At 55.2% G+C, this 23,459-nt stretch carries 22 protein-coding genes, 1 tRNA gene and 1 riboswitch; of the genes, 12 read left to right on the forward strand and 11 right to left on the reverse strand.

Annotated features, from left to right (window positions below; translation table 11 throughout):
- Positions 1-156: 156 nt before the first annotated feature.
- Positions 157-1,032, forward strand: coding sequence for an aminodeoxychorismate lyase (locus ACX5K5_RS12500; RefSeq protein WP_096254251.1), 876 nt, complete (start codon positions 157-159; stop codon positions 1,030-1,032).
- Here ACX5K5_RS12500 and ACX5K5_RS12505 read toward each other — a convergent pair.
- On the reverse strand, positions 1,029-3,365 hold the full coding sequence (locus tag ACX5K5_RS12505) for an ATP-binding cassette domain-containing protein (RefSeq protein WP_459174460.1): 2,337 nt from the start codon (positions 3,363-3,365) through the stop codon (positions 1,029-1,031). The genes ACX5K5_RS12500 and ACX5K5_RS12505 overlap by 4 nt on opposite strands.
- 1 nt (position 3,366) lies before the next feature.
- Positions 3,367-3,984, reverse strand: a complete 618-nt coding sequence (locus tag ACX5K5_RS12510) for an ECF transporter S component (RefSeq protein WP_096254250.1) — start codon at positions 3,982-3,984, stop codon at positions 3,367-3,369.
- A gap of 70 nt (positions 3,985-4,054) precedes the next feature.
- A riboswitch (TPP riboswitch) is annotated at positions 4,055-4,173 on the reverse strand.
- A 74-nt stretch (positions 4,174-4,247) separates the two neighbouring features.
- Here ACX5K5_RS12510 and ACX5K5_RS12515 point away from each other — a divergent pair.
- Positions 4,248-4,499, forward strand: a complete 252-nt coding sequence (locus tag ACX5K5_RS12515; RefSeq protein ID WP_096254249.1) for a DUF4235 domain-containing protein — start codon at positions 4,248-4,250, stop codon at positions 4,497-4,499.
- Between the two features lie 62 nt (positions 4,500-4,561).
- Here ACX5K5_RS12515 and mnhG read toward each other — a convergent pair whose 3' ends face one another.
- The 6 genes from mnhG to ACX5K5_RS12545 are packed head-to-tail and all read right to left on the reverse strand — an operon-like array spanning position 4,562 to position 10,910.
- On the reverse strand, positions 4,562-4,975 hold the full coding sequence (mnhG, locus tag ACX5K5_RS12520) for a monovalent cation/H(+) antiporter subunit G (RefSeq protein WP_105675821.1): 414 nt from the start codon (positions 4,973-4,975) through the stop codon (positions 4,562-4,564).
- Positions 4,975-5,241: an MrpF/PhaF family protein gene (locus tag ACX5K5_RS12525; protein ID WP_096255500.1), complete on the reverse strand. Its 267-nt coding sequence runs from the start codon at positions 5,239-5,241 to the stop codon at positions 4,975-4,977. The genes mnhG and ACX5K5_RS12525 overlap by 1 nt, the downstream gene beginning before the upstream one ends.
- Positions 5,238-5,870: a Na+/H+ antiporter subunit E gene (locus ACX5K5_RS12530; protein WP_459174461.1), complete on the reverse strand. Its 633-nt coding sequence runs from the start codon at positions 5,868-5,870 to the stop codon at positions 5,238-5,240. Before ACX5K5_RS12530 ends, ACX5K5_RS12525 begins: the two co-directional genes overlap by 4 nt.
- 11 nt (positions 5,871-5,881) lie before the next feature.
- Positions 5,882-7,486 (reverse strand): Na+/H+ antiporter subunit D, encoded by a 1,605-nt coding sequence (locus ACX5K5_RS12535; protein WP_459174462.1) that lies wholly within the window; start codon positions 7,484-7,486, stop codon positions 5,882-5,884.
- 2 nt (positions 7,487-7,488) lie between these two features.
- Complete coding sequence (locus tag ACX5K5_RS12540; RefSeq protein ID WP_346059297.1) at positions 7,489-7,938, reverse strand: Na(+)/H(+) antiporter subunit C; 450 nt, start codon at positions 7,936-7,938, stop codon at positions 7,489-7,491.
- Positions 7,935-10,910 carry a Na+/H+ antiporter subunit A gene (locus ACX5K5_RS12545; RefSeq protein ID WP_459174463.1) on the reverse strand — a complete coding sequence of 992 codons (2,976 nt, stop codon included), beginning with the start codon at positions 10,908-10,910 and terminating at the stop codon, positions 7,935-7,937. Before ACX5K5_RS12545 ends, ACX5K5_RS12540 begins: the two co-directional genes overlap by 4 nt.
- Before the next feature lie 211 nt (positions 10,911-11,121).
- Between ACX5K5_RS12545 and ACX5K5_RS12550 the strand changes: the two genes are divergently transcribed.
- Both ACX5K5_RS12550 and ACX5K5_RS12555 read left to right on the forward strand, forming a co-directional pair.
- Entirely contained in the window at positions 11,122-12,450 is a 1,329-nt protein-coding gene (locus ACX5K5_RS12550; RefSeq protein ID WP_105675829.1) for an MFS transporter, read from the forward strand.
- Between the two features lie 63 nt (positions 12,451-12,513).
- Entirely contained in the window at positions 12,514-13,239 is a 726-nt protein-coding gene (locus ACX5K5_RS12555) for a VIT1/CCC1 transporter family protein (protein ID WP_096255510.1), read from the forward strand.
- Positions 13,240-13,307: 68 nt separating this feature from the next.
- Here the strand turns inward: ACX5K5_RS12555 and dcd are convergent, their stop codons facing one another.
- Complete coding sequence (dcd, locus tag ACX5K5_RS12560) at positions 13,308-13,889, reverse strand: dCTP deaminase (protein WP_096255512.1); 582 nt, start codon at positions 13,887-13,889, stop codon at positions 13,308-13,310.
- Positions 13,890-13,990: 101 nt separating this feature from the next.
- Positions 13,991-14,479 carry a hypothetical protein gene (locus ACX5K5_RS12565; RefSeq protein WP_096255514.1) on the reverse strand — a complete coding sequence of 163 codons (489 nt, stop codon included), beginning with the start codon at positions 14,477-14,479 and terminating at the stop codon, positions 13,991-13,993.
- Between the two features lie 245 nt (positions 14,480-14,724).
- On the opposite strand from ACX5K5_RS12565, the gene ACX5K5_RS12570 reads away from it, so the two are divergent.
- Positions 14,725-15,603: a M15 family metallopeptidase gene (locus ACX5K5_RS12570; protein ID WP_096255516.1), complete on the forward strand. Its 879-nt coding sequence runs from the start codon at positions 14,725-14,727 to the stop codon at positions 15,601-15,603.
- Positions 15,604-15,686: 83 nt separating this feature from the next.
- Here ACX5K5_RS12570 and ACX5K5_RS12575 read toward each other — a convergent pair whose 3' ends face one another.
- Positions 15,687-17,393 (reverse strand): fumarate hydratase, encoded by a 1,707-nt coding sequence (locus ACX5K5_RS12575; protein WP_096255518.1) that lies wholly within the window; start codon positions 17,391-17,393, stop codon positions 15,687-15,689.
- A 111-nt stretch (positions 17,394-17,504) separates the two neighbouring features.
- Between ACX5K5_RS12575 and ACX5K5_RS12580 the strand changes: the two genes are divergently transcribed.
- From ACX5K5_RS12580 to ACX5K5_RS12610, 7 genes are all read left to right on the forward strand, one after another.
- Positions 17,505-17,990, forward strand: a complete 486-nt coding sequence (locus tag ACX5K5_RS12580) for an SseB family protein (protein WP_170947805.1) — start codon at positions 17,505-17,507, stop codon at positions 17,988-17,990.
- A gap of 105 nt (positions 17,991-18,095) precedes the next feature.
- Positions 18,096-18,166, forward strand: a tRNA-Gly gene (locus ACX5K5_RS12585).
- A gap of 85 nt (positions 18,167-18,251) precedes the next feature.
- The gene (locus tag ACX5K5_RS12590; protein WP_096255521.1) at positions 18,252-19,181 is read left to right on the forward strand and encodes an AEC family transporter; all 930 of its coding nucleotides are present in this window, start codon (positions 18,252-18,254) and stop codon (positions 19,179-19,181) included.
- Between the two features lie 157 nt (positions 19,182-19,338).
- On the forward strand, positions 19,339-20,145 hold the full coding sequence (locus tag ACX5K5_RS12595) for an amino acid ABC transporter substrate-binding protein (protein ID WP_096255523.1): 807 nt from the start codon (positions 19,339-19,341) through the stop codon (positions 20,143-20,145).
- Positions 20,146-20,234: 89 nt separating this feature from the next.
- Entirely contained in the window at positions 20,235-20,897 is a 663-nt protein-coding gene (locus ACX5K5_RS12600; protein ID WP_096255525.1) for an amino acid ABC transporter permease, read from the forward strand.
- Complete coding sequence (locus ACX5K5_RS12605) at positions 20,887-21,657, forward strand: amino acid ABC transporter ATP-binding protein (protein WP_096255527.1); 771 nt, start codon at positions 20,887-20,889, stop codon at positions 21,655-21,657. The genes ACX5K5_RS12600 and ACX5K5_RS12605 overlap by 11 nt, the downstream gene beginning before the upstream one ends.
- Positions 21,658-21,722: 65 nt before the next feature.
- The gene (locus ACX5K5_RS12610) at positions 21,723-23,429 is read left to right on the forward strand and encodes a helicase HerA-like domain-containing protein (RefSeq protein ID WP_170947806.1); all 1,707 of its coding nucleotides are present in this window, start codon (positions 21,723-21,725) and stop codon (positions 23,427-23,429) included.
- The last annotated feature ends 30 nt before the right edge of the window (positions 23,430-23,459 follow it).

Raw genomic sequence — 23,459 nt, forward strand, 5'->3', positions numbered from 1 at the left:
AGACACGTCCCGTTCTTTATTTCTTCATGACTTTCACGTGTTTTGCGCGGTCAAGTCCTCAAACTCTCTGCTTAGACTATCGTCCTGTGAGCGACTTGTTCGTCCTTGGAGCCTTTGATGGCGCGTAGAACAGTAAAGTTTCGATAATCTTTAACTATGAGCTCACTCGTATTCCTAGATCCGGCATATCCTGCCGGACGTCTAGCAGATATTAATGCACCCCAACTTCCAGTAACCGCCCAGGGCGTGACACGCGGAGACGGTGTGTTTGAGTCGATGCTTTACACCAACCAGGCAGTGCGCAAAATGGAAGCGCATTTGGCCCGCTTGGCTATCTCGGCCGAAACCTGTGATTTGGTCATCCCCGATGAACACCGCTGGCGTTCGGCCATTGATACGGCCGTCGCCGATTTTGATGCCGACGGCGGCGCCGAAGAAGCCGTAGTGAAACTCGTTGTTTCGCGAGGCTCCACGGATGCCGAACAGGCTCTTTGCTGGGTGACTGTTTCACCAGCACCACAGCTTGGTAAAGACCAGCGCGAAACAGGAATCGACGTCCTGCTGTTGGATCGTGGCTACGACTCAAAAATTGCCGAACGCGCCCCATGGCTGTTGATGGGTGCCAAAACCCTGTCTTATGCAGTGAATATGGCGGCCTTGCGCTTCGCGCAGAAACACGGCGCTCAAGACGTAATTTTCACTTCTTCAGATGGTGTAGTTCTCGAAGGCCCAACGTCTACGGTCTTGCTGGCGCAACGCGACGGCGACACCAAACGATTGATCACCCCGATGCTTGAAACCGGTATTTTGCCGGGGACCACGCAGAGCGCAATCTTTGACGCAGCCGAACAATACGGCTGGGAACTGGGCTACGGTCCGTTGCGCCCCGAGGACCTCTACAACGCTGATGGCGTCTGGTTGGTTTCCTCGGTACGCCTGCTCACGCCGGTACACACCATCGATGCCAAACCGCTGCGCTTGGACGCTGAGCTCCATGCGGAGCTCAGCGACCTGAGCGATTCAATTCGTTAGGTCCACACTAGGTTGAAGGTGCCCGCCCACAGGGCTGCACCGATGGCCGCCGAGCCAAGCAAAATACCAACTGTCAGCACCGCTGCATCACGCAAGGTGAAGGTTGCACTGCGTACCCAGGTGCGCGTTCCGGTACCAAAACCTTTGGCTTCCATAGTCACTGCGAGCCTTCCTGCGCGGCGCAACGCTTGGACAAGCAATGCCAATACCTGGCCAAGTTTGGCTTTCACCCGTTGTATCGGTGAGCGTAGGTCTCCCACTCCGCGCGCCCTGCGCGCCAAGGTGAGGGTGGTAAATTCTTCCACGAGTAAACCTAGCAATCGCATGCCTGCAAGTGCACCCAAGACGAAGCGGTGCGGCACCTTCAGCTGCTGAGCCAAGGCCCCGCCAAGATCGCTGGGATTGGTGGAACTCAGTAGCAGGACCGTGGGTACGGCTAAGGCCATGGCACGTAACCCGGTGGCGATTCCGGCATTCACCGATCCTTCGCTAATGCTAAGAATTCCTAGACTAATCAGTGTGGCCCCGGAGTCCTCACCCACCAAGGCGATCCCCCACGCGGCCAAGGCCCCAGCGATAATCAGTGGCCAGCTTCGGCGCAGGAAGCGTCCCACGCTCAAGCCCGCCAGCGGGAGCGCGAGCAGTGTGGCACCAATAATGACACAGGCCGAGACCCAGTCGATGGTAGAGATTAATGGCAAGGTTGCAGCCGCAACGGCTCCAAGCTTGGCCAGTGGGTTGATCTTTGTCAGCCAGCTGCGCCCCAAGGGAGCATCAAGCATTGGACCCTGCACAGCGATTCGACGCCCAGCATTATCAGCCTCACGAGTCAGATGCAGTGCCGACGCTTCTAGAGCACGGGCAAAATCCACGTCGTGAGTCACCGCCACCACGCTGGTGCCCGAGCGCAACTCTTCGATGAGAATAGTTGCTAGTTCCAGCCACGTATTGGCATCTTGGCCAAAGGTGGGCTCATCTAGGATGAGCACATCGGGTGAGGCTGCAAGTACCGTGGCAACAGATAATCTGCGCTTTTCACCGCCAGAGAGCGTGAACGGATTAGCATCTGCCAGCGCCGTTAGCCCCAAGCGTTCAAGCAACTCCTCTACCCGTCGTTCCACCGCCTGGGAATCAAACTGATCCTGTTGACTGCCCGCTAGCCGTGCCCGTGTCGGTGCGAACGCTAGTTCTTCACGGACGCTCTGGGTGACGAATTGATGTTCTGGCTCTTGGAATACCGTCCCGATTCTGGCCACCAGCATCCCAGCTCGCCAGCTGAACGGGTCATTTCCCTGTCCTTGGGACAGTTGCGGACTTACCTCAAGCGTTCCGGAAGCCGGCTCAAGCAACCCGCCTAAGGTCAACGCCAAGGTGGATTTACCTGCACCATTTTCGCCGAGCACCACCAGCGCCCGGGAGGCGTGCAGTTCTAGGTTTACCGGTTGGGTTCGTTCCGCATGGATACCGCGCGATGCTTGAAGTTCAACCGCGGTCAGTAACTGTGCGCCAGCGCTGGTCCCCACCGGTTCGGTCACTGGAACAAAGCCAGGAACCCAGATACCCGAGGCAGCTAATTCACGACGAATTTTTTCATCGTCAAATAATGCCTGCGGATCTAGGTCATGAACAATTCCTCCACCCGGGGCAAGCACGAGGACTCGATCCACATGTTTGGCCCACGCCTGCAGACGGTGTTCCACCACGATCAGTGTTGCCCCGGTAGTATTCGCCGCGGCGAGTACTGCGTCTCGCAAGGGTTCGATACCTGCCGGATCAATATTTGCGGTGGGCTCGTCCAGCAGCATCAGGCCCGGATTCATTGCCAAGATTCCAGCGAGGGCAAGGCGTTGTTTTTGGCCTCCAGAGAGTTCCTGGGTGCGGTGCGCCAGGTCTAGGTCTCCAAGCCCTACCTCTTTGAGTACCTGTGGGATTCGGGCCCGGATGACTTCTGGGGCAATGCCAAGGTTCTCGGCACCAAAAGCGACGTCGTCACCAACTCGGCTCTGTACGATTTGAGTCTCGGGATCTTGCTGCATGAGACCGACGGGGAATTTCCGGGCAAAAGCATCTTGCTGGTGAATCTTTAGGACACCGGTAGCAATTTGGCGTTCATCTGCTTCCAGCACCCCGGCCAAGGCGTGCAACAACGTGGATTTTCCGGCGCCAGAGGCACCAAGCAAGAGTACTTTCTGTCCTGCAGGAATCTGTACGTTCAGTCCATGTAAGGCTGGAACTTCACGTTCGGCATGATGCCAACCAAAATCGCTGGCAAGAATTTCAAGTCCCCGCCCGGAAGTACGTTCGGCAGTGTGTGCTGCACTGGTGGTACTCACTTCAGACACGTCCCCACGGGCTTTCCAGATGGGCTGAGCGGCTGGTCAAGGCGCCCAGCGCACCGGTTTTTGCCAAGGCGCGAGTGGCTAGCCAAGTCAACAGCCCGGCAATGATCAGACCGGAAATACCGGTGGCAAATACGTGGAACAGTTTCATCGCTTCGGTATATTCCGCGACGTAGCCCATCAGGTAGGCTTCACCGATTCCGCCGAAAATACCGGTCATGAAGCCGGCGAGCAACGCTACGGGTAAATTCCAGCGGCGGTACCTGAAAGCAACAAAAATAACCTCAGCTCCCAGTCCCTGAATGACACCTGAGATTAGTACGCCCAGTCCCCACTGGGATCCTAACAATGCCGAAATGATGGCTGCAAGAAGTTCGCAGTACAGTGCGGCACCGGGTTTACGGATGATCAGCGCTCCGAGTACTGCTGGGAAAAGCCACAAGCCTGAAAGAAGCGCGGTACCTGGTGGGAACGCGACAAATGCGAGGCTGACAATTCCGTAGCCTGCGTTCCACGCCCAAAAGATGACGCCCGAGGCGACAGCGATCACTGATGCTACGACAATGTCTACCACGCGCCATTGCGCGCGAGTTGTTGCTGGTGCAACGTTCATAAGGTTGGTCCTCCTGTGTCAGGAGGGGAGATGTACGGACTCGTAGGCGTTTGATGGCGCACACAATCCGCATCCGAGATGCTCGACTTCCTTCGCCGGTACTAACCGGAGCAGGTTCGAGGGTCTGCGATCTATCGCACTCTCAGCGTCTGGCGCCGCGAACGGCATGACGCTCCCCTGTCGGAATGATTACTGCTCACCCACCATACCGCAGGTATGCTGGGTTACAGAACGAATCCCCAATACACGAATGCGAGGACCACATGAATCCAGTTCAGAAGCTGATCACCCTTGGAATTTCTATGGGTGCAGGAATGCTCGGAAGTAAGCTCATTGACAAGGTATGGCAGGGATTCACCGGAAATGCTGCACCTCGCAAGGGCAGCGAAGAAGCCGCTGAAGCCTCGATGCGTCAAGCTCTAGCCTTCGCAGTCTTTTCCGCCGCAGTCGCAGCAATTCTTCAGGTGCTCGCCGAACGCGGAACAAACAAAGCGATCTCCAGGTTCAGCAAGTAATACTGTGTACTTATAGTTGTGGGGCGGGCCTTCTGGCCCGCCCCACAACTGTTTAATCTCGTTTATGAATTTTCAGTCTCGTCCGCTTTGGTGCCTTCAATTCTTGTTACGGCCCCGGTGTTTCCAGTTGCTTCAGAATGCGTGCTGATAACCCTCTTTAATTCATCAACATGCAACGTTTCTTTGGCAACGTGTTTGGTGCGATATCCGGCGCGACCGATCATGTGAGCCGAAACCGGCGCGGTGAGCAACTGTAATCCCCACGCCAGCACCAAGACCGGGACCAGAATCCAGCTACGCAGGTGAATGGCTAGTCCGGCAAACAACAGCAAGAATCCGAGCACTTGTGGTTTGGTCGCCGCGTGCATGCGCGAGAGCAGGTCCGGGAAGGTGATCAAACCAATTCCGGCGATCAATGACATCAGCGAACCTGCCACAAGCAACACAGCAACAACAATCTCTAGGAAGAAGTCCATTAGGCATTCCTCTGATCCGAGACAAAGCGGGAGACCGTCACCGAGCCGATGAACCCCAGTGTGCAGGCCACCACCACGAAGAGCAGATAATCCGTGTGGCGGTTGATGGCCATATCGAGGCACAACGCGCTGGAAATGATCAGCAAGATGACGTCCAAGGCCAACACTCGATCAAGAATCGAGGGGCCTTTGAAGACTCGCCATAGGCAGGCAATTGAGGCCAGTGCCAGCATGACTCCACCAATCCATACTGCAGTTTCAATCATTTACTTGGCCTCCTAGTGGAGAAATCTGGGCCTTCTTCGGCTTTGATTGCTTCGTATTCGTCGGGACTGCCGATAGCCATGATCAACCGACGTTCAATATCGCGGATATTAGCTCGAGCTTTTTCCACTTCTGCGTCACTATTCACATCGAGGTAGTGCAGGTACAGCGTGGAACTGCTGCGGTCCACATCAACTACGAACGAGCCAGGGATCAGAGTCAGTACGTGTCCTACGGTCATCACGATCAGGTCTGATTCGGTACGCAAAGGGACCGCGATCAGTGCGCTGCGCGCCTTTTTGCCGCGTACTACGGCAATCCACGCCACGTGAACACTGGCCGCAAAAACCTGTCCAATAAACCAGATGAACAACTTCAAGCAATACCAAAGATTAATACGACCTGGCAGAACTACCGGCGGTAGCGGGAATAGATTCATGATGATGATTGACAAGATCGCGCCAAAGAGCAGGTTACCTATGGAGAAGTCTTGCCATAGCGCGCCCCAGACGAAAATCAACAATAAGAGCAGCGGCCATTCCTGTTTAAAGGTGGCGCGGTGCCGGACGCCAGAGGTATCCAGCGCATCATCGATACGCTGATGGCGAGGTGTGAGGTCCTTAGGTTGCATGTCTACGCCTCCTAACTCAACGGTAGTACTGCGTTGATAAATGGTTCACGGGCAATCAGCTCGGCCGCTACGCGCTGGCAGAATGCAAAGATTGGCCCGGCAAAAACTGTGAGTGCAATACCTGCAACTACCAGAGAACCGGTGGCATAGCGCATGCCCCACGGCAAGGATTCCGCTTCCAGCTCGCGTGCAAGCTTACGTCCCAAATGAGGTGCTTGGGCGCCACCGACGGCGGTTTGTTCCAAGACCCGTGTAGATTCGGCCACCAGTTGTGCGCTGGGTACCTCGGCGTCTGCCGCGCGGCGCCAGAACATACGCGCCCACACACGAATAATTGCCAACAAGGTCAAGAGGCTGGTCAGCAGACCTGCGCCAATGACAACCCAAGTGAGCGCGTCTGCATCTGCTGCGGCAGCGTGCAACAGTCCGAATTTTCCGAGGAAACCGGAGAACGGTGGTATGCCGCCCAAGTTGATTGCCGGGATGAAGAAGAGGATTGCTAAGGCCGGGGACAGCTTGGCTAGGGAACCGAGTTTGGTGACGTTTGCGCTCTCGGCGCGACGTTCAATGAGTCCTGCCACCATGAACAGTGAGGTCTGCACAATGATGTGGTGACCCACGTAGTAGATTGTGGCAGCAATGGCTAATGGGCCGCCGACCGCGACACCAAAGATCAAATATCCAATGTGACTGGTCAGCGTGAAGGAGAGCATACGTTTGAAGTCTGTCTGCGCCAACGCACCAAGAATACCGATGACCATGGTCAGGGTCGCAACGACCAGTAGCGCCGCATTCACCGTTCCACCGGGGAAGAGCAGGGTCTCGGTACGCACAATCGCGTAAACGCCGACCTTTGTCAGCAACCCGGCGAACACTGCCGTGACCGGGGCTGGCGCCGTCGGGTAGGAGTCCGGAAGCCAGAGCGAAAGCGGGAAAACGGCTGCTTTGATGCCGAAGGCAATGAGCAGTAAGACGTGCAGGATCAGCTGCGGGCCTTGATCAAGCTCTGGCAGTTTGACGGCCAGGTCTGCCATATTCACGGTACCTGTGGCCGCATAGATCATCGCGATGGCCATCAAGAATATCACCGAGGAGACCACCGAAACAACCACATAGGTGGTACCGGCTCGAATACGCTCGGCCGTGCCACCCAAGGTGAGCAGCACGTAACTGGCGGTCAAGAGAATTTCAAAGCCGACATAAAGGTTGAATAGGTCAGCGGCGAGGAAGGCGTTGGAGACGCCGGCTAGAAGAATCAGGTAGGCGGGGTGGAAGACCGATACTGGTCCAGGCTCGTCACCATCGGCTAGACCTTGACTGGTGGCGTAGAGCAGCACCGCCAGGGATACCACGGTGGAGATCAAGAGCATGAAGGCGCTAAAGCCGTCGACCATCAGCGCGATACCGAACGGTGCATCCCAGCCACCAATGTGGATGGCATAGCTTTCTCCGCCCCAGACCGCGGCGACCATTCCAACTTCTAACACCATGGTCAGGCATAAAATGCCGATAGTGATCAGACGCTGGGTACGTAACCGGCGTCGGGCGAGGAAGGCCGCGCCAGCACCGAAAATCGGGAGTAGGACTGCTAAGGGGGAGAGTTCTAGAAAGTTCATTTTTACTCCTCCCCTTCTCGAATTGGTCGGCCTTCTTCATCGACGAATTCTGTCGTGTCCTCGGCTACCGGTGAATCTTCTTCTTCGTCATATGCGGTGGACTGCGATACCTTAATATCTTCGGTATCATCGGCCACGATATCCGCGCTGGTCAGTGCCCAAGAACGGTAGATCATGGCGAGCAAGAATGCGGTTACCGCGAAGGTAATGACGATCGCGGTGAGGATCAGTGCCTGTGGCAGCGGGTCAGAATATTCGTTCGGATCCCTGTTTGAGTCGAACAGCGGCGCAACACCGCGCCGTCCTCCGGTGGTCAAGATCAGCAGGTTCACCCCGTTGCCCAACAGCATAATGCCCAACAGCACCCGGGTCAGGGTGCGTTCAAGCACCAGATAGAACCCGGCAGCCAGCAGCACCCCGGTGATTACCAAGAAGGTAATGTTGACGCTCATCGTCCCACCCCCAAGGTTGCGGAGTGGCTGACATCGTGTTGTTCCACCGGCGAGCGTCCTTCGGACAGCTCGTCGATTTCGCTACCCAGTGAGCGTAAGACGTCCTGTACGAGACCAAGGACCACCAAATACACTCCAATATCGAAAATTGTTGATGTGACGAACTTATGTTCGCCAAAGATTGGCAACCAGAACTCCCAGGCATACATGGTGAAGATCGCGTCGCCAAAGAGCACTGGCACCAGCCCGGCGATACCGGCTAGGGCTAGGCCACCACCGATAAGCATGCCCGGGGCAATACGCATTGATTCTGAAAGTTCCACGCGTCCGCCGGCTAGGTAGCGGATGGTCAAAGCCAGTCCGGCGATCAATCCGCCTGCGAAGCCACCACCAGGTGTGTTGTGTCCGGAGAGCAAGGCATACACACTGAGCAACAACACGGTGTGGAAGACCAGTCGGGTGACAACTTCAAAAATAATCGAACGGCGTTCGGCGACCAAGGTGTTACCGGCCATCAGCCAGTCTTGGTTGCTGGAGGTCGCAAAACGGCGTGCCACCCGCAACCCAACTTCCTTGCTGCTCTGGTCTCCCATCGCTTCGGAACCGCGGTCGATACTTCCCGGGGCCACTTCATGGGCGCGTAGCCGAGTGCCAAAGCCGCGCCCGGCAAAGACCAGCGAGGCTACACCGGTAGCAGCGGCGGCAAGCACCGTGATTTCTCCGAAGGTATCCCAGACGCGAATATCAACCAGCGTCACGTTCACGATGTTCTTGCCGAAGCCCTCGTAGTAGGCAAGATCCGGGAAGGACAGTGAAATTGGTGCTTCGCTACGTGCGGCCATCATCGCGATCGCGATGTACACCACCATCAGCGCCAGCGCGATGGCCAGTACTGCACGGCCCCACTTGATTGTGCTCAGCCCGACCCAGAGTCGTTTAGGCAGTGCACGCAACGCCAGCACGAAGGAAACCAACACAATAGTTTCAACCAAAAGCTGGGTCAGGGCCAGATCCGGGGCACCTTGCAGTGCGAAGATCGCGACCATGCCGTAACCGGTCACCGAGACCATCAGCACTGCCATGAAACGTTTTGGTGCCACGATGGCGGTCACACAACCGACGATGATAATCGCACCGATCACCAGCTGTGCCGGGTGGTCAGCAATAACCCAATTTGTCGGCCACGGTGTTTCGACCGTCAAGGCGATGGACAGTGGCAAGATGAGCACAACCATCAAGATCACGCCCAGGTAGAAGGACAAGGAACCACGCTGGGTACGGCCGGTAATCCAAATCGCAACGCGGTCAACGACGTTGATGCTTACACGGTAAATTTCCTCGGCAGAAATCATATTGCGGCGTAGCGGTGCGCCGGTATCGGTGCGCTTACGCAACCAGAAGAACAAGATACCGATGCTCACCGAGATCGCACTCAAACCCAGTGCCGAGTTAAACCCGGCAAACAGCTTCAAATGCATGTCGCCCGGTCCACCTTGCAAGAGCGACCAATGCGCTACCAGTGGTTCAATCAGTGCCGGGTAAAGGCCAAGAATCAGGGTGCATAAGCTAAGCACCAGCAGCGGGCTGAGGAAGATCAGCGACGGACGTTTAGTAGTTGTCAGGCCCGCAATTTTTTTCTTCACGCCAAACGCGCCAACCAAGAAGCGCAGGGAGTACGCCATGGTCAGTGCCGCGCCGAGGACCAAGCCAATCAGCGCAAAGATTCCCCACCCGGTCTCCAAATGCAAGGCAGCTTCGTACACCGCCTCCTTGGCTACAAAGCCAAAGAGCGGCGGAATACCAGCCATAGATGCGACGGCGATAGTGGCGATCAGCGCCAAGCCTGGCATGCTGCGACGCAGACCCGAAAGCTTACGGATGTCACGAGTACCGGTGTTGTGGTCAATGATGCCCACGGTGAGGAACAAGGTGGCTTTAAACAGTCCGTGAGCCAGCGTGAGGGCAAGCGCTGCGAAGGCCGCTTCGGCGGTACCAAATCCAAAGATGGCAATGATGAAACCAAGCTGGGAGACGGTACCGAAGGCGAGGATCAGCTTCAAGTCATATTGTTTCAGTGCCCGGAAGCCGCCGATCAGCATCGTCAGCACACCGATACCGACGGTGATAGGAACCCAGAAGGTGGTGTCGGAGAATCCTGGGGCTAACCGGGCGATCAGGTAAACGCCGGCCTTCACCATGGCTGCAGCGTGGAGGTAGGCGGAGACCGGGGTGGGTGCCGCCATTGCGCCGGGCAGCCAGAAGTGGAATGGAACCAATGCAGACTTGGAGATCGCGCCAATCAAAATCAGGGCGATGGCCACGTCGACAAACATGCCGCTGGCCACCAGTTGATCCGATTGGGCGATCCATTCCGAGAGCCGGTAACTCCCGGTCTGAACGCCGATCATCAACAACCCACCAAGCATTGCCAAGCCGCCGAAGGTGGTGACGATCAGCGCATTCATGGCCGAGCGGCGCGCGGTGATCAGATGCTGACTAAAACCAATCAGCAAGTAGGAAAGTACCGAGGTGATTTCCCAGAAGATAAACATGATGATGACGTCATCTGCAGTCACCAGCCCGGTCATGGCACCGGCAAAGGCCACCATTTTGGCGGCAAATCCACCGATTTGTGGGTCATCATTTTTGAAGTAGCGGCCACAGTAGATCAGTACGAGCGCGCCGACACCCAGGATCAGTAGCAAGAGACTGGCGGCTAAGGCGTCCAAGCGGAAGTTCAGCCCGATATTCAGGCCAGGAATCCAGTCGATGCTCAGTGAAGGTGGCGCGTTGGGAGCACCGGAGGAAAGTGTCGGATCAGCTGCGAGTACCGCAGGAATGCGGGTGAGCAACCAAATAAATCCCGCTGCAGGAACTATTGCTACAACATAAAAGGCATTTCTTTTTAATGCTCTAAACAGTATTGGACACAACACTGCCGTAGCAAAGAGTGCAATGAGAATTACTAACACACGTCTCCTCTGTCGACTGAACAAGGGGCCAGAGTCCGACGAACAAAAAATGCCCGCTACGCAATTTTATCAGCCCAGAGCGGGATTTTATGCACTGTCGAGGGGTATGCGAAGCTTTTGTGCCAAGGGAGAACACCGGAATGAATTCCGAGAGCGGAATATCCGCCAGTAAATTCATTTACTGATCACCACAAACCTGTACGATGCCCACATGGGAACGAAAATTGAACCGGCGGTAATACAACCGGGTGACAAGTGGCTCAATAAATACACGTGGGCTTGGGCCAGTTGGGACTGGGGCCAGGCAGCAATCAACGCGGTGATGATCACGTTCGTGTTCACCGTGTATTTGACCAGTGAACTTTTCGGCGACACCGACCATTCCTCGCTGGTGCTCTCTATGGCTTTGTCACTGGCTGGTTTGCTGATCGCTTTGCTGGTGCCGGTGACCGGGCTGCGCGCCGACGCTGCGGGACGCCGCAAACTCTGGATTATGGTCAACACTTTCTTGCTCGTGGTGGTGTGTGCCGCCGGATTTTTTGTCTACCCTGACCCAAGCTTCCTGATCTTTGGTGTCGCAATTATTGCCGCGCTTTCACTATTCTCGGAGTTCGCCGGGGTCAACTACAACGCGGTACTCAATCAAATTTCGACCCGGGCCACCGTTGGTAAGGTCTCCGGATTCGGCTGGGGCATGGGGTACGTTGGTGGAATTCTTGCGCTGGCCTTGGTGCTCTTTGGGTTTGTGCAACCCATCATTGACTGGCCCGGAGCAAATACCACCGATTCACTGAACCTGCGCTGGGTCGCCGTCTTCAGCGCCGCATGGTGTTTGATCTTCGCTCTGCCCTTGTTCTTCGTTATTCCCGAGTCCGCTTCAACGCTATCCACCAAGATTCCCCTCTCACAGTCCTACAAGGTCCTGTGGGGACGAATCGTGGGACTCTGGCGAGAAGACCGCAATCTATTGTTTTTCCTCGGCTCCTCCGCGGTCTTTCGTGATGGGCTCAGTGCAATATTTACCTTCGGCGGCGTGATCGCTTCAGGAACTTTCGGTTTTACCTTGACCGAGGTCATCATCTTCGCGATTGTTGGCAATATGGTCGCCGCACTCGGTGCCGTGCTTGGAGGCCGACTCGATGATGTAATTGGCCCCAAAGCGGTTATTACCGGCTCATTGATCGGCTTGTTGGTTGCCGGCGCTGGAGTGTTCTTCTCCCCCGAAGCCAGAGGATTCTGGATTTTCGGCCTGTTGCTCACGCTCTTTGTTGGACCGGCACAATCCGCCTCACGTTCTTACCTGTCGCGGATGATTCCGCCTGGCCGTGAAGGTGAACTTTTTGGCCTGTACGCAACCACCGGACGTGCGGTCTCCTTCCTAGCTCCGCTGCTTTTTGGTCTAGCCATCGCCCTAGCTACGCCCTTCGTGGCAAGTGGAGAAGCGCAGCGCTACGGAATTCTAGGCATCTTGGTGGTGCTATTGATTGGGTTGTTCCTGCTCTTGCCGATTCAATCGCCACGCAAAACATCAGACAACTAAAAGTTCTCTCATGATCCGTCACTGACTAGCAATGTTGGGTTTCCTAATGATTGACTGTGCCTTATGAAACAAGAAGAACCTGTGCACGGTGTCGAGCCGCATGATCGGAATGTCGCCGAAAGACTTAACTGGCTACGCGCCGGGGTTTTAGGTGCAAATGATGGCATCGTCTCGGTGGCTGCAGTGGTGGTCGGTGTCGCCAGTGCCACGACCGCCAATGCACCGATCATCACCGCTGGTGCCGCCGCGGTCATTGGTGGAGCAATATCAATGGCCTTGGGGGAATATGTTTCGGTAGCTAGCGCCGCAGATTCCCAGCGAGCGCTGATCGAAAAAGAGCGGGCAGAGCTACGCGATACTCCCGAAGCGGAGCTCGAAGAACTGACCGGTCTATATCAAGCTAAAGGGTTGAAGCCCGAGACCGCGTCACAAGTTGCCCAAGAACTGACCGAGCATAATGCGTTGCGCGCCCATTTGGATGCTGAGCTAAATCTCGACCCGGACGAGGTGCTCAGCCCGTGGCATGCGGCCTTCGCCTCGGCAATCGCATTCCTTACCGGCGCAATTTTGCCCTTCGTCACCGCGGTATTTTTGCCCGGCCCACTGAAAATACCCGTGACCTTTGTTGCCGTGTTGCTTGCGCTGGCGGTGACCGGTGCGTTGGGTGCCAAACTGGGAGGCGCACCGCTGTTACGTCCAACGCTCAGGGTACTCATCGGTGGAGCCGCCGCGCTGGTAGTGACCTTTGCTATTGGTTCCTGGCTGGGCGACAGTTCCTTGATGCACTAAAAACAAAAAACCGTGGTGTGCCCAGGAGATAAAGGAGCAACCACGGTTTTGAGCAATATTGTTCGAACTTAGTCGGCGATGTTCGTCCGGTGGAAATTCAAGTGGCTGCGTGAAGCAGTCGGGCCACGCTGACCTTGATAACGGTTACCGTAAGGGCCAGAACCATAAGGGTGCTCGGTGTCCGAGGTGAGCTTGAAGAAACAAAGCTGACCAATTTTTGAACCAGGCCACAGCTTGATTGGCAAGGTGGCCATATTTGAGAGTTCAAGGGTGACGTGTCCGGAGAATCCCGGGTCAATGAAGCCGGCGGTCGAGTGGGTCAGCAGACCGAGCCGACCTAACGAACTCTTGCCTTCGAGCCGAGCAGCGACTCCGTTGCCCAGGCTCACCGCCTCGTAGGTAGAACCTAGGACAAACTCCCCCGGGTGCAAGATGAAGGGTTCATCCGCAGCCACCTCAACCAGGCGGGTCAGCTCATTTTGATCCTGCTCCGGATCGATATGAGCGTACTTGTGATTATCAAAGAGCCTGAAGAATCGGTCTAAGCGCACATCTACGGATGCGGGCTGCACCATCTCAGGGTCAAAAGGGGCTAAGCCAATTTCACCGGACGCAATTTCTCGACGAATGTCACCATCTGAATACAACACGTATCTAAAGTTATCTTGTTCGGTACCGGAAGTCGCAGTCTGGACGTAAAAAGAAGTGTTCAAATGTCGCCGAAGCTGAACTTCGGCCCGTTTTCTACGCTTTAACGTCGACTTTGAACCAGATTCGCGTAAGGAAGCTGACCGTGTTCTTCAATAAAGCGAGCCTGATACTCGGATAGTGCCGCGTTCAGCTCTTCAGCTGGGAGCTCTTTCCACGCGATGATCAGTTTCCCCACTCCGCCTAGCTGCCACACCAAACGGCTATCCCAATGGCCAGGCGGCTTGCCGGCACCAAAATCAATGATTTCCTTGAGCTGAATTCGAAGCCCACGATTACCTTGGCTTCCCGGTCCGGCTTTGCCCAGGTACAGGATCTGTGCCGAGTCCACCCAACGTTCGCTCAAGTCTGCGACAGGCAACGAAGGGTCTTTCTTCTTGAAGACTCCTGCCGTGCTTTTCGTCAGAAATTTCGGGGTGAAGTCTGCCGGACGCATGATGACAAAGAGCCCTTGGCGATTCGGGACCCGATTAATTTCTAAGGTCTTGATGGGCCGAAAACCGGTAAACCCGTCGGACTTCAGTTCCTTCATAGTCAAGTGATTCTCGGTCCTTGCTTGGTGGTTGGGTGATGCTGTGGGACGCAAGCTACAGCACAGAGTCCGCCATTCGATGTTACCCCCGATATTTGGTAGTGGGGCTCTTCAGAGAATGGCGCGTCCACAAGCGTAAAAAACATGTGCTTCTGCTCAAATTCTCATAGACCGCGCAGGTTTTCGGGCTATCGTGGAGTAGAGACCTGTGTCTTGCCTGCTCGAACACAACAGAAAGTACGTTTATGCGTTTGGCTTCAACCCTCACCAGTGCCCTGTTGGCAGGTGTTGTTGTGCTCTCTGGAAGTGTCGCGGCGCAGGCAGCTCCCAAGCCTCTTCCAGTGGTTCAGGCAGAGGAATTTAGTGACGCCGCAAGTTATCTTGCGCTGATTAACCCTCAAACTCAGCTCTCTCCAGCCGACTACACACCGAAAAAATTGGTAAATGTTGCTGGCACCTCCAATAAGCTACGCCCTAAAGCAGCCGAAGCAGTGGAAGATCTCATGGCCGGAGCCCGCAATGCGGGCCATAGCCTGAAGTTGTTGAGTGCTTACCGCTCTTACGGTCGCCAAGCGGTGCTGTTCAATCAGTACCAGGCTAAGTACGGTACAACCTACGCCGAACGCATTTCTGCTCGCCCGGGCACCAGCGAACACCAACTAGGTCTCGCCGCGGATGTAGGCAGCATTGGTAGTTCCACAGATCTGAAGGAATCCTTCGGTCAGACCAAGGCCGGTATCTGGGTGGCTGAGCACGCCGCAGACTACGGTCTGATCATTCGCTACCCGCAAGGTAAAGAAGAAATTACCGGGTATAAGTATGAGCCTTGGCATGTGCGCTATGTCGGCAAGGATCATGCGGCGGCGATGAAACAATCAAAGGCTGAAACCTTTGAGGAATATCATCAGATGCTACGCGACGCAAAACAAGACAGCGCCAAAGACGATGCTCAAACCGTAGAAAATTCGGTGACCGTCGAAGAAGAATCAAAGCCAGCAGATGAACCGAAGAAGGACGAAAAGAAGTCCGCAGACGAAACGAATCAGGTTAACGACGATGATTTGCTCGTGTTGCGTTTCCTTCCCCCATACCGGGACTGGGGCTTTGGCTTCACTCAGGAATAGTTCAAGTTTCGCTAAGTCTTAAACACTGCGGGATCCAGTTCAACTGAACTGGATCCCGCAGTGTTTAACCTCCGTGGTGCGTGCTACTTAGCGCGGACCGGAATGCCGGTGAAGGTTGGCTTCATTGTCTCGGCAAAGAAGTCATTACCCTTATCATCTACGACGATGAATGCTGGGAAGTCTTCGACCTCAATGCGCCAGATTGCTTCCATGCCAAGTTCCTCGTATTCGAGGACCTCAACCTTTTTGATGCAGTCCTGGGCCAGACGGGCGGCCGGGCCGCCGATAGAACCAAGGTAGAAGCCACCGTGGTTATTACAGGCGGCAGTCACCTGTCCGGAGCGGTTACCCTTGGCCAGCATGACCATCGAACCGCCAGCGGCCTGGAACTGATCCACGTAGGAGTCCATACGACCAGCAGTGGTTGGACCGAAGGAACCCGAAGGCATTCCCTCAGGGGTCTTCGCCGGACCTGCATAGTAGACCGGGTGGTCCTTCAAATACTGTGGCATTTCTTCGCCTGCGTCCAAACGTTCCTTGATCTTGGAGTGGGCGATATCGCGGGCCACTACCAGTGGGCCGGTCAGCGAAAGACGAGTCTTAACTGGGAACTTAGAAAGCTCAGCCAGAATCTCAGCCATTGGCTTGTTCAAGTCGATCTTCACTACCGACGAACCGCCGGTGCCCGAGACACCGGAGGTCTCGTCATCGTGGGCGGCCAGCGCCGGGTGATTTTCATCTGGCATGAAGCGTGCCGGATCGGTTTCCAGCTGTTCAACGAAGAGGCCATCGGCGGTAATCTTGGCCATCATCTGACGGTCCGCCGAGCAGGAAACCGCGATAGCCACTGGCAGGGAGGCACCATGTCGAGGCAAACGCACAACGCGCACGTCGTGGCAGAAGTACTTACCACCGAACTGGGCACCGATACCGAAGTGACGGGTCAGTTCTAGGACCTTTTCTTCCAGGTCGGTGTCGCGGAAACCACGACCGGTCATCGCGCCTTCTGTAGGCAACGAATCCAAGTATTTTGCCGAACCGTATTTGGCGGTCTTCAACGCCATTTCGGCGCTGGTGCCACCGATCACGATGGACAGGTGGTACGGCGGGCAGGCAGCGGTACCTAGGGAACGCAGCTTCTCATCGAGGAACGTCAGCATGGCGTTCTCATTCAAGATTGCTTTGGTTTCCTGGTAGAGGAATGACTTGTTGGCAGATCCGCCACCCTTGGCCATAAACAGGAACTTATAGTCCGTATCGTGGCCAGGCTTGGTATCGGCATACAGATCAATCTGGGCTGGCAGGTTATTACCTGTCGCTTTTTCTTCCCAGGTGGTGATCGGGGCAAGCTGCGAGTAACGCAGGTTCAAACGCGTGTACGCGTTGTAGATGCCGCGGGAAAGCGAAATCTCGTCCTGCTCTTCGGTCAGCACACGCTGGCCACGCTTACCCATGACAATTGCGGTTCCGGTGTCCTGGCACATTGGCAGGATGCCACCGGCAGCAATGTTTGCATTCTTCAGCAGGTCCAACGCCACGAACTTGTCGTTCGGGCTGGCCTCGTCATCATCAAGGATGTTGCGCAGCTGCTGTAAGTGAGCCGGACGCAGGTAATGATTAATATCGTGCAGTGCCGTTTCGGCCAGCTGCTCCAGTGCTTCGGGTGCTACCTGCAGGAAATTTTTACCGTCCGGTCCGGCGACTACGTCGACGCCTTCGGAGGAAATCATGCGGTATGGGGTTTGATCCTCGCCAATCGGCAGAAGATCTTCATAACGAAATTCAGGCATGCTCAGTCCTTGGAAATGAAGATGATTGCTCTTCGTCTATTTTAGGCCTTTGTGCCAAAAAACCTCATTCGGTGTTTGCACCTGCGGGTTTTGCGCGACATGCTTGTCTACATGAGCTCCGAAAACAGCAATACCCCACTGGACGGAAACAACCCCGACGAACGTCCAAATATGGTTGTCGAAACGCCAATGGACCAGGAACGGGCCCGGGCCAAAACTCACTTTGAAATGATGCTGCAGGCCGGGCTTAACAAACCTGAGCTCTCCGGTTCGGTAATCAGTGCTTTCATGACCGCCGAGGTGTACTTCCTTTCGCGGGAAGAAGTGACCGAAGAAAACAAAAATGCTCAACCAATGCTGCTGACCAATCCACAGGGCGCAGCAATGGTGGCTTTATTCACCGGCTTGGATCGTATCCCTGGCACGTACATCGATATGGCACCCTATGGTGTGAAGGTTCAGGGTGCCACCATTGTGCGTGCCTTAGAAGGCACCGGTTTTGTGGTGAATCCGGGAGATGAACTGAGTTTTGAGGTTCCAGCCGATGGCGTGGCAATTCTGAAGGAAGAACTGCTGAAGCAAAAACGCTCCGAGTAAGCTCGAAGTCTGATTTTGTCATCACCGAATGCGGATTTCTGACCTGACCTTTTCGTAGGATAAGCTGGGTTTTGCCCGGGCCGTCAATAGGCCGCTCGGTGCATTGCGGGCGTAGCTCAATGGTAGAGCGCTAGCTTCCCAAGCTCGATACGCGGGTTCGATTCCCGTCGCCCGCTCGCATTTAGATACGTCGGGACACCCCAGGGTGTCCCGACGTTTTGCATTGGCATCACCCCAGATTTGTTGACCCGAGGAGTCCGAATGACCGGAGTACTGTCAGGATTCTCGATTATCTGGATAGTGATTTTAGTGGGCTATCTGGTCGGTCGCACCGGGGTGCTCGGTGAGCAAGGCCGCCACGTACTCAGCCGGTTGACGTTTTTTGTCGCCAGCCCAGCGCTGCTATTTGTCACTCTGGCCGAATCAGATCCCGTCGCAGTTCTTGGTCCACTGATGTGGGTGGCGGCTATTTCTGCCGGACTCACGGCGGTGATCTACCATTTGGCGACCTACAAGTGGTTGCGCCGCGAGCCAGCCGAACGGATCGTCGCGGCGATGTCCGCTTCGACGGTGAACTCCGCAAACCTTGGTTTGCCTATTGCCCTGTATGTACTGGGCGATATGTCCCATGCGGCACCCATCATCCTCTTTCAATTGGCGATCTATCAGCCGATTAATCTTGCGTTGCTCGACGCCACCACCAGTACTCACCGCACCACACCAATTGCGCTGCTGGTTGCCACGGCCAAGAACCCCATGATCATCGGCTCGCTATTAGGGCTGGTGGTGGCGTTGACTGGTTTTAAGGTTCCGGAACTCGTCTTAGCACCCATTGAACTCATTTCAGGTGCGTCAATTCCCGCCATGCTGATGGCCTTTGGCATTTCCTTAGTTGGTTCCAAACCTCTGGACAAGAAGTCCGGGCGCCGAGCCGATGTGTTGGTCGGTTCAGCCGCTAAATTATTCATCCAACCATTGATCGCTTGGCTTGCCGCAGCCTATCTTTTTGGACTCACCGGTGGGATGCTCGTTGCCGCGGTGATCATGGCCGGGTTACCTACCGCGCAGAATATTTTCATCACCGCCCAACGTTATGAACGTGGTGTGACCGTTGCGAAAGATACGGTGTTAATCACCACTATCTGTGCCATACCAATGATGGTGTTACTGGCTTTACTGCTTGGAATTTAGCCAAGATCAGGTCAGTAGCTGAGAATGCGCAAAAGAAGTTATATGACACGTCAGTTGCTTCGTTGGGGTATTCACGGGAATCTTACGGAATACCGCGTCGCTAAGCACAGTTGATCAAGGTATAGATCACCTCCTCACCTCAAATAGTTAGGCCATCATGAAGCGCACAGCTCCACTCCTTGCAATCACTGCAGTACTCGCACTGGCACTGAGTGCGTGTGGCTCATCAACCACCGGTTCCGACGCCTCCGGCGCCACCGATGAGAATCTCCTGCAGCACGTGGAATCCAGCGGTGTCCTGACCGTTGGCACCGAGGGTACCTACCGACCATTCTCTTACCATGAGGCAGATAAGCTCACCGGCTTTGATGTCGAGGTCATTGAGGCTGTTGGCGAACAGCTTGGGGTCAAGGTCGAATATCAGGAAACTCAGTGGGACGGCATCTTTGCCGGTCTAGAAGCTGGCCGATTTGATGTGATTGCCAATCAGGTCAGCGTGACCCCTGAGCGCGAAGAAAAGTACCTACTTTCTAAGCCATATAACTACTCCAGCGGAGTCATCGTCACCAAGAGCGACAACACAGATATCACCTCCTTCGACTCACTCAAAGGAAAAACCACCGCTCAGTCGTTGACCAGTAGCTTCCATGATGACGCTAAAGCTGCCGGTGCGAAGATCCAGGCAGTAGAGGGCTGGGCACAGGCGGTCACACTATTGAAGCAGGGACGTGTGGATGCGACCATCAACGACAAATTGACCTACCTGGACTCGCAGAACACTAACCCGGATGACGGCATCAAGATTGCTGCGGAATCAGAAGAAAAGACTGAGACCGTGGTGGCGCTGAAGAAAGATCAGCCAGAACTTCGCGACGCGATCAATGGCGCGCTGGATGAACTTTCTGCCGATGGCACGCTGACAAAGATTTCGGAAAAGTACTTTGGTGAAGACATCACCAAGTAGCTGACCTCCTTCAACACTTCGACGCGTAAACTGGCCCCAAGGATCCCCTTTGGGGCCAGTGTCCGTTGCAAAGGACGGGAAGAGAATAAATGGATTCACTTTGGCAGCTAGCTTTGGACTCGTTGTGGCCCATGGTCAGTGGCGCGCTGACAGCCACGATTCCGCTGGCAATAATCAGCTTTGTCTTAGGCCTTGCAGTGGCGCTGATGGTCGCGTTGATGCGGATCAGCGCGAATAAAGTAGTTTCAGGCATTGCCCGCGGCTATATTTCGATCATTCGCGGCACCCCACTGTTAGTACAGCTGTTCGTGATCTTCTACGGGCTGCCTTCGTTGGGGGTCACCATTGACCCATGGCCTTCGGCCATCATCGCTTTCACACTCAACGTGGGTGGTTACGCCGCAGAAATTATTCGTGCTGCGATTCTTTCCGTGCCCGGAGGGCAATGGGAAGCTGGCTATACCATTGGCATGTCCAAGACTCGGACGCTCTACAAGCTAATCTTGCCGCAGGCGGCTCGTGTAGCTATTCCGCCGTTGTCCAACACTTTTATTTCATTGGTCAAAGACACCTCACTGGCCTCGATGATTCTCGTAACAGAGATGTTCCGGCGTGCCCAGGAAATCGCGGCCACCACCTACGAATTTATGTTGCTCTATATGGAAGCGGCGGCCATTTACTGGGTGATCTGTTTGGTTCTCTCCGCAGTTCAAGACCGTATGGAAAGCAGGCTTGAAAAGTATGTCGCCTAAGGCTCTGACCCCCTTGCTCAACGTCACCGATCTGCATAAGTCATTCGGCACTAACAAGGTGCTGCGTGGCATAGATTTTAGTGTCCAGTCCGGCGAAGTTCTCGCGTTGATTGGCCCCTCCGGCTCGGGAAAAACTACCGCGTTGCGTTGCCTGAACGGTTTGGAATCTCCCGATAGTGGAGTCGTTTCTTTTGCCGGCGGACCCGAGGTCACCTTTCAGCCTGGGCTACCAGCTAAGAAAGCTCAGGTCCTGCGGGACCGCTCGGCGATGGTGTTCCAAGGGCATCACTTGTTTCCTCACCTGACGGTGCTACAAAACGTGACTATTGGCCCGTTGCAGGTGCAACGCAGGCCGCGCGAGGAAGTTATGTCGCGCGCGAATGAACTTCTTGAACGCGTTGGCCTTGAACAAAAGTCGAGCGACTACCCCTCCTCGCTTTCAGGTGGACAGCAACAGCGCGTAGGCATTGTGCGGGCGCTGATGCTCCAGCCAGACCTTTTGCTCTTTGATGAGCCGACCAGCGCACTGGATCCAGAGCTAGTAGGTGAGGTGCTCAGCGTCATTAAAGAGCTCGCCCAAGAAGGTTGGTCGATGGTACTGGTAACCCACGAGCTCGCATTCGCCCGCGATGTAGCCGATACGGTGGTGTTCATGGACGATGGAGTAGTTGTTGAGCGTGGGCCTGCGGCTCAGGTGCTTGGCAACCCGACCCATGAACGGACCAAGGCCTTCATGCAGCGGTTACTGCACCCTTTCTAAATCAGCCACAAACTTTTTACGTGCCGTTTGTCACTTCGTCACCATTGCATGCGTAGGCTATGGACATGGCTGAAAGTACTTCGCAGGAGAACCTCACGGCGCTCAAAGATGGTTACGTTTTCGACGGCGCATGCCTTGAACTAGGTGCTGCAATTGTTGCGGGAAATCCCGTTACAGAAGCCCAAGTTCGGGTTCCGTTGCGCATGCTCAATCGACACGGAATTATTGCCGGCGCTACCGGCACCGGTAAGACCGTCACCTTACAGGTGATGGCGGAGCAATTGAGTGCACACGGTGTGCCCGTATTTCTCGCCGACATCAAGGGCGACCTTGGCGGTCTAGCTCAAGCCGGGACGGCAAGCGAAAAGCTCACCGCGCGACTTTCAAGTATTGGCCATCAGTTCACCGCACGGGCTAACCCGGTGGAATTCCTTGCCTTGGGCGAAGGAAACGACGGTATCTCGGTACGTGCCACGATAGATTCTTTTGGCCCCATCCTGCTTTCACGAGTCCTAGAACTCAACGAAACGCAAGAAGAATGTCTCCAGTTGGTCTTCCACTACGCCGATCAACGTGAATTTCCCATGGATGATCTCAAAGACCTCAAAGCCGTTTTGAGTTTCTTGCTCAGCGATGAAGGCAAAGAAGATCTCAAGGGGCTGGGTGGGGTTCCTTCGGCCACTGCCTCGGTGATCCTACGTGGGCTAACCATCTTGCAGTCCCAAGGTTTAGACAAGTTCTTTGGCCAGCCAGAATTTGATACCGCTGATTTCCTCAGATTTGATGAATCAGGCAACGGAATTATTAGCTGTTTGGAGCTTCCATCGCTCAACCGTCAGCCACTGTTGTTCTCAACATTCATGATGTGGTTGCTGGCAGATCTTTTTGAAGATCTGCCAGAAGCCGGTGATTTGGACAAACCAAAACTCGTATTCTTCCTGGATGAAGCCCACCTGCTGTTCAAGGATGCTTCGAAGGCTTTCGTCAACGCGATTATTTCTACGGTGCGCTTAATCCGTTCCAAGGGTGTTGGACTGTTCTTTGTTACCCAGTCCCCTTCAGACTTACCAGATGAGGTCCTCGGGCAGCTTGGTAACCGTATCCAGCATGCGGTGCGTGTCTTCACCCCAAAGGATGGCGAAGCGCTCAAGGCAATCATCAAGACCTTCCCATCTGGTCCACTAGACCTGCAACAAGCGCTGACCCAGGCGGGCGTTGGCGAGGCGGTTATCACCGTGCTTAACGAGCGTGGCGCGCCGACCCCGGTCGCGTGGACTAAACTCACCTCACCCGGCTCGCATATTGGTCCGGCAGCACCTGAAACTCAAGCAGCACTCATTCAAAGCTCTGTACTAGCACCGAAATATGGAACCGCCGTGGATAGGCGTTCGGCCATGGAGATGCTCAGTGGCGAAACTGCTCCGGACGCTCAAGCACCCACGGAGGCCCCACCCGGCGCGGCCAATTCTTCGGGTCCACAAGATGTGGATGCCGAGGCGCAACGGATTGCCGATTCAATTCTTGGCAAACCGAGCACGATGCCACAAAATACGCAGCCTGCCACAGGCTCTGGACCGGTAAACACTGCTACGCCATCTTCGTCACGTACAAATTCTTCATCGGAACCCGCAAATCCTCCGCGAGAGCCGACTAAATCTTCAAACAATCAAGTCAACCCACTGATGGACTTTGCTCTCGATGCAGCAAACAGCATTGGACGTGAATTGCTCCGTGGAATGTTCGGCACAAAACGCCGCCGACGTCGCCGTTGAGTTACAACCTCTGAACCGAAACCCGCTAGC

The sequence above is a fragment of the Glutamicibacter bergerei genome (assembly GCF_054495185.1).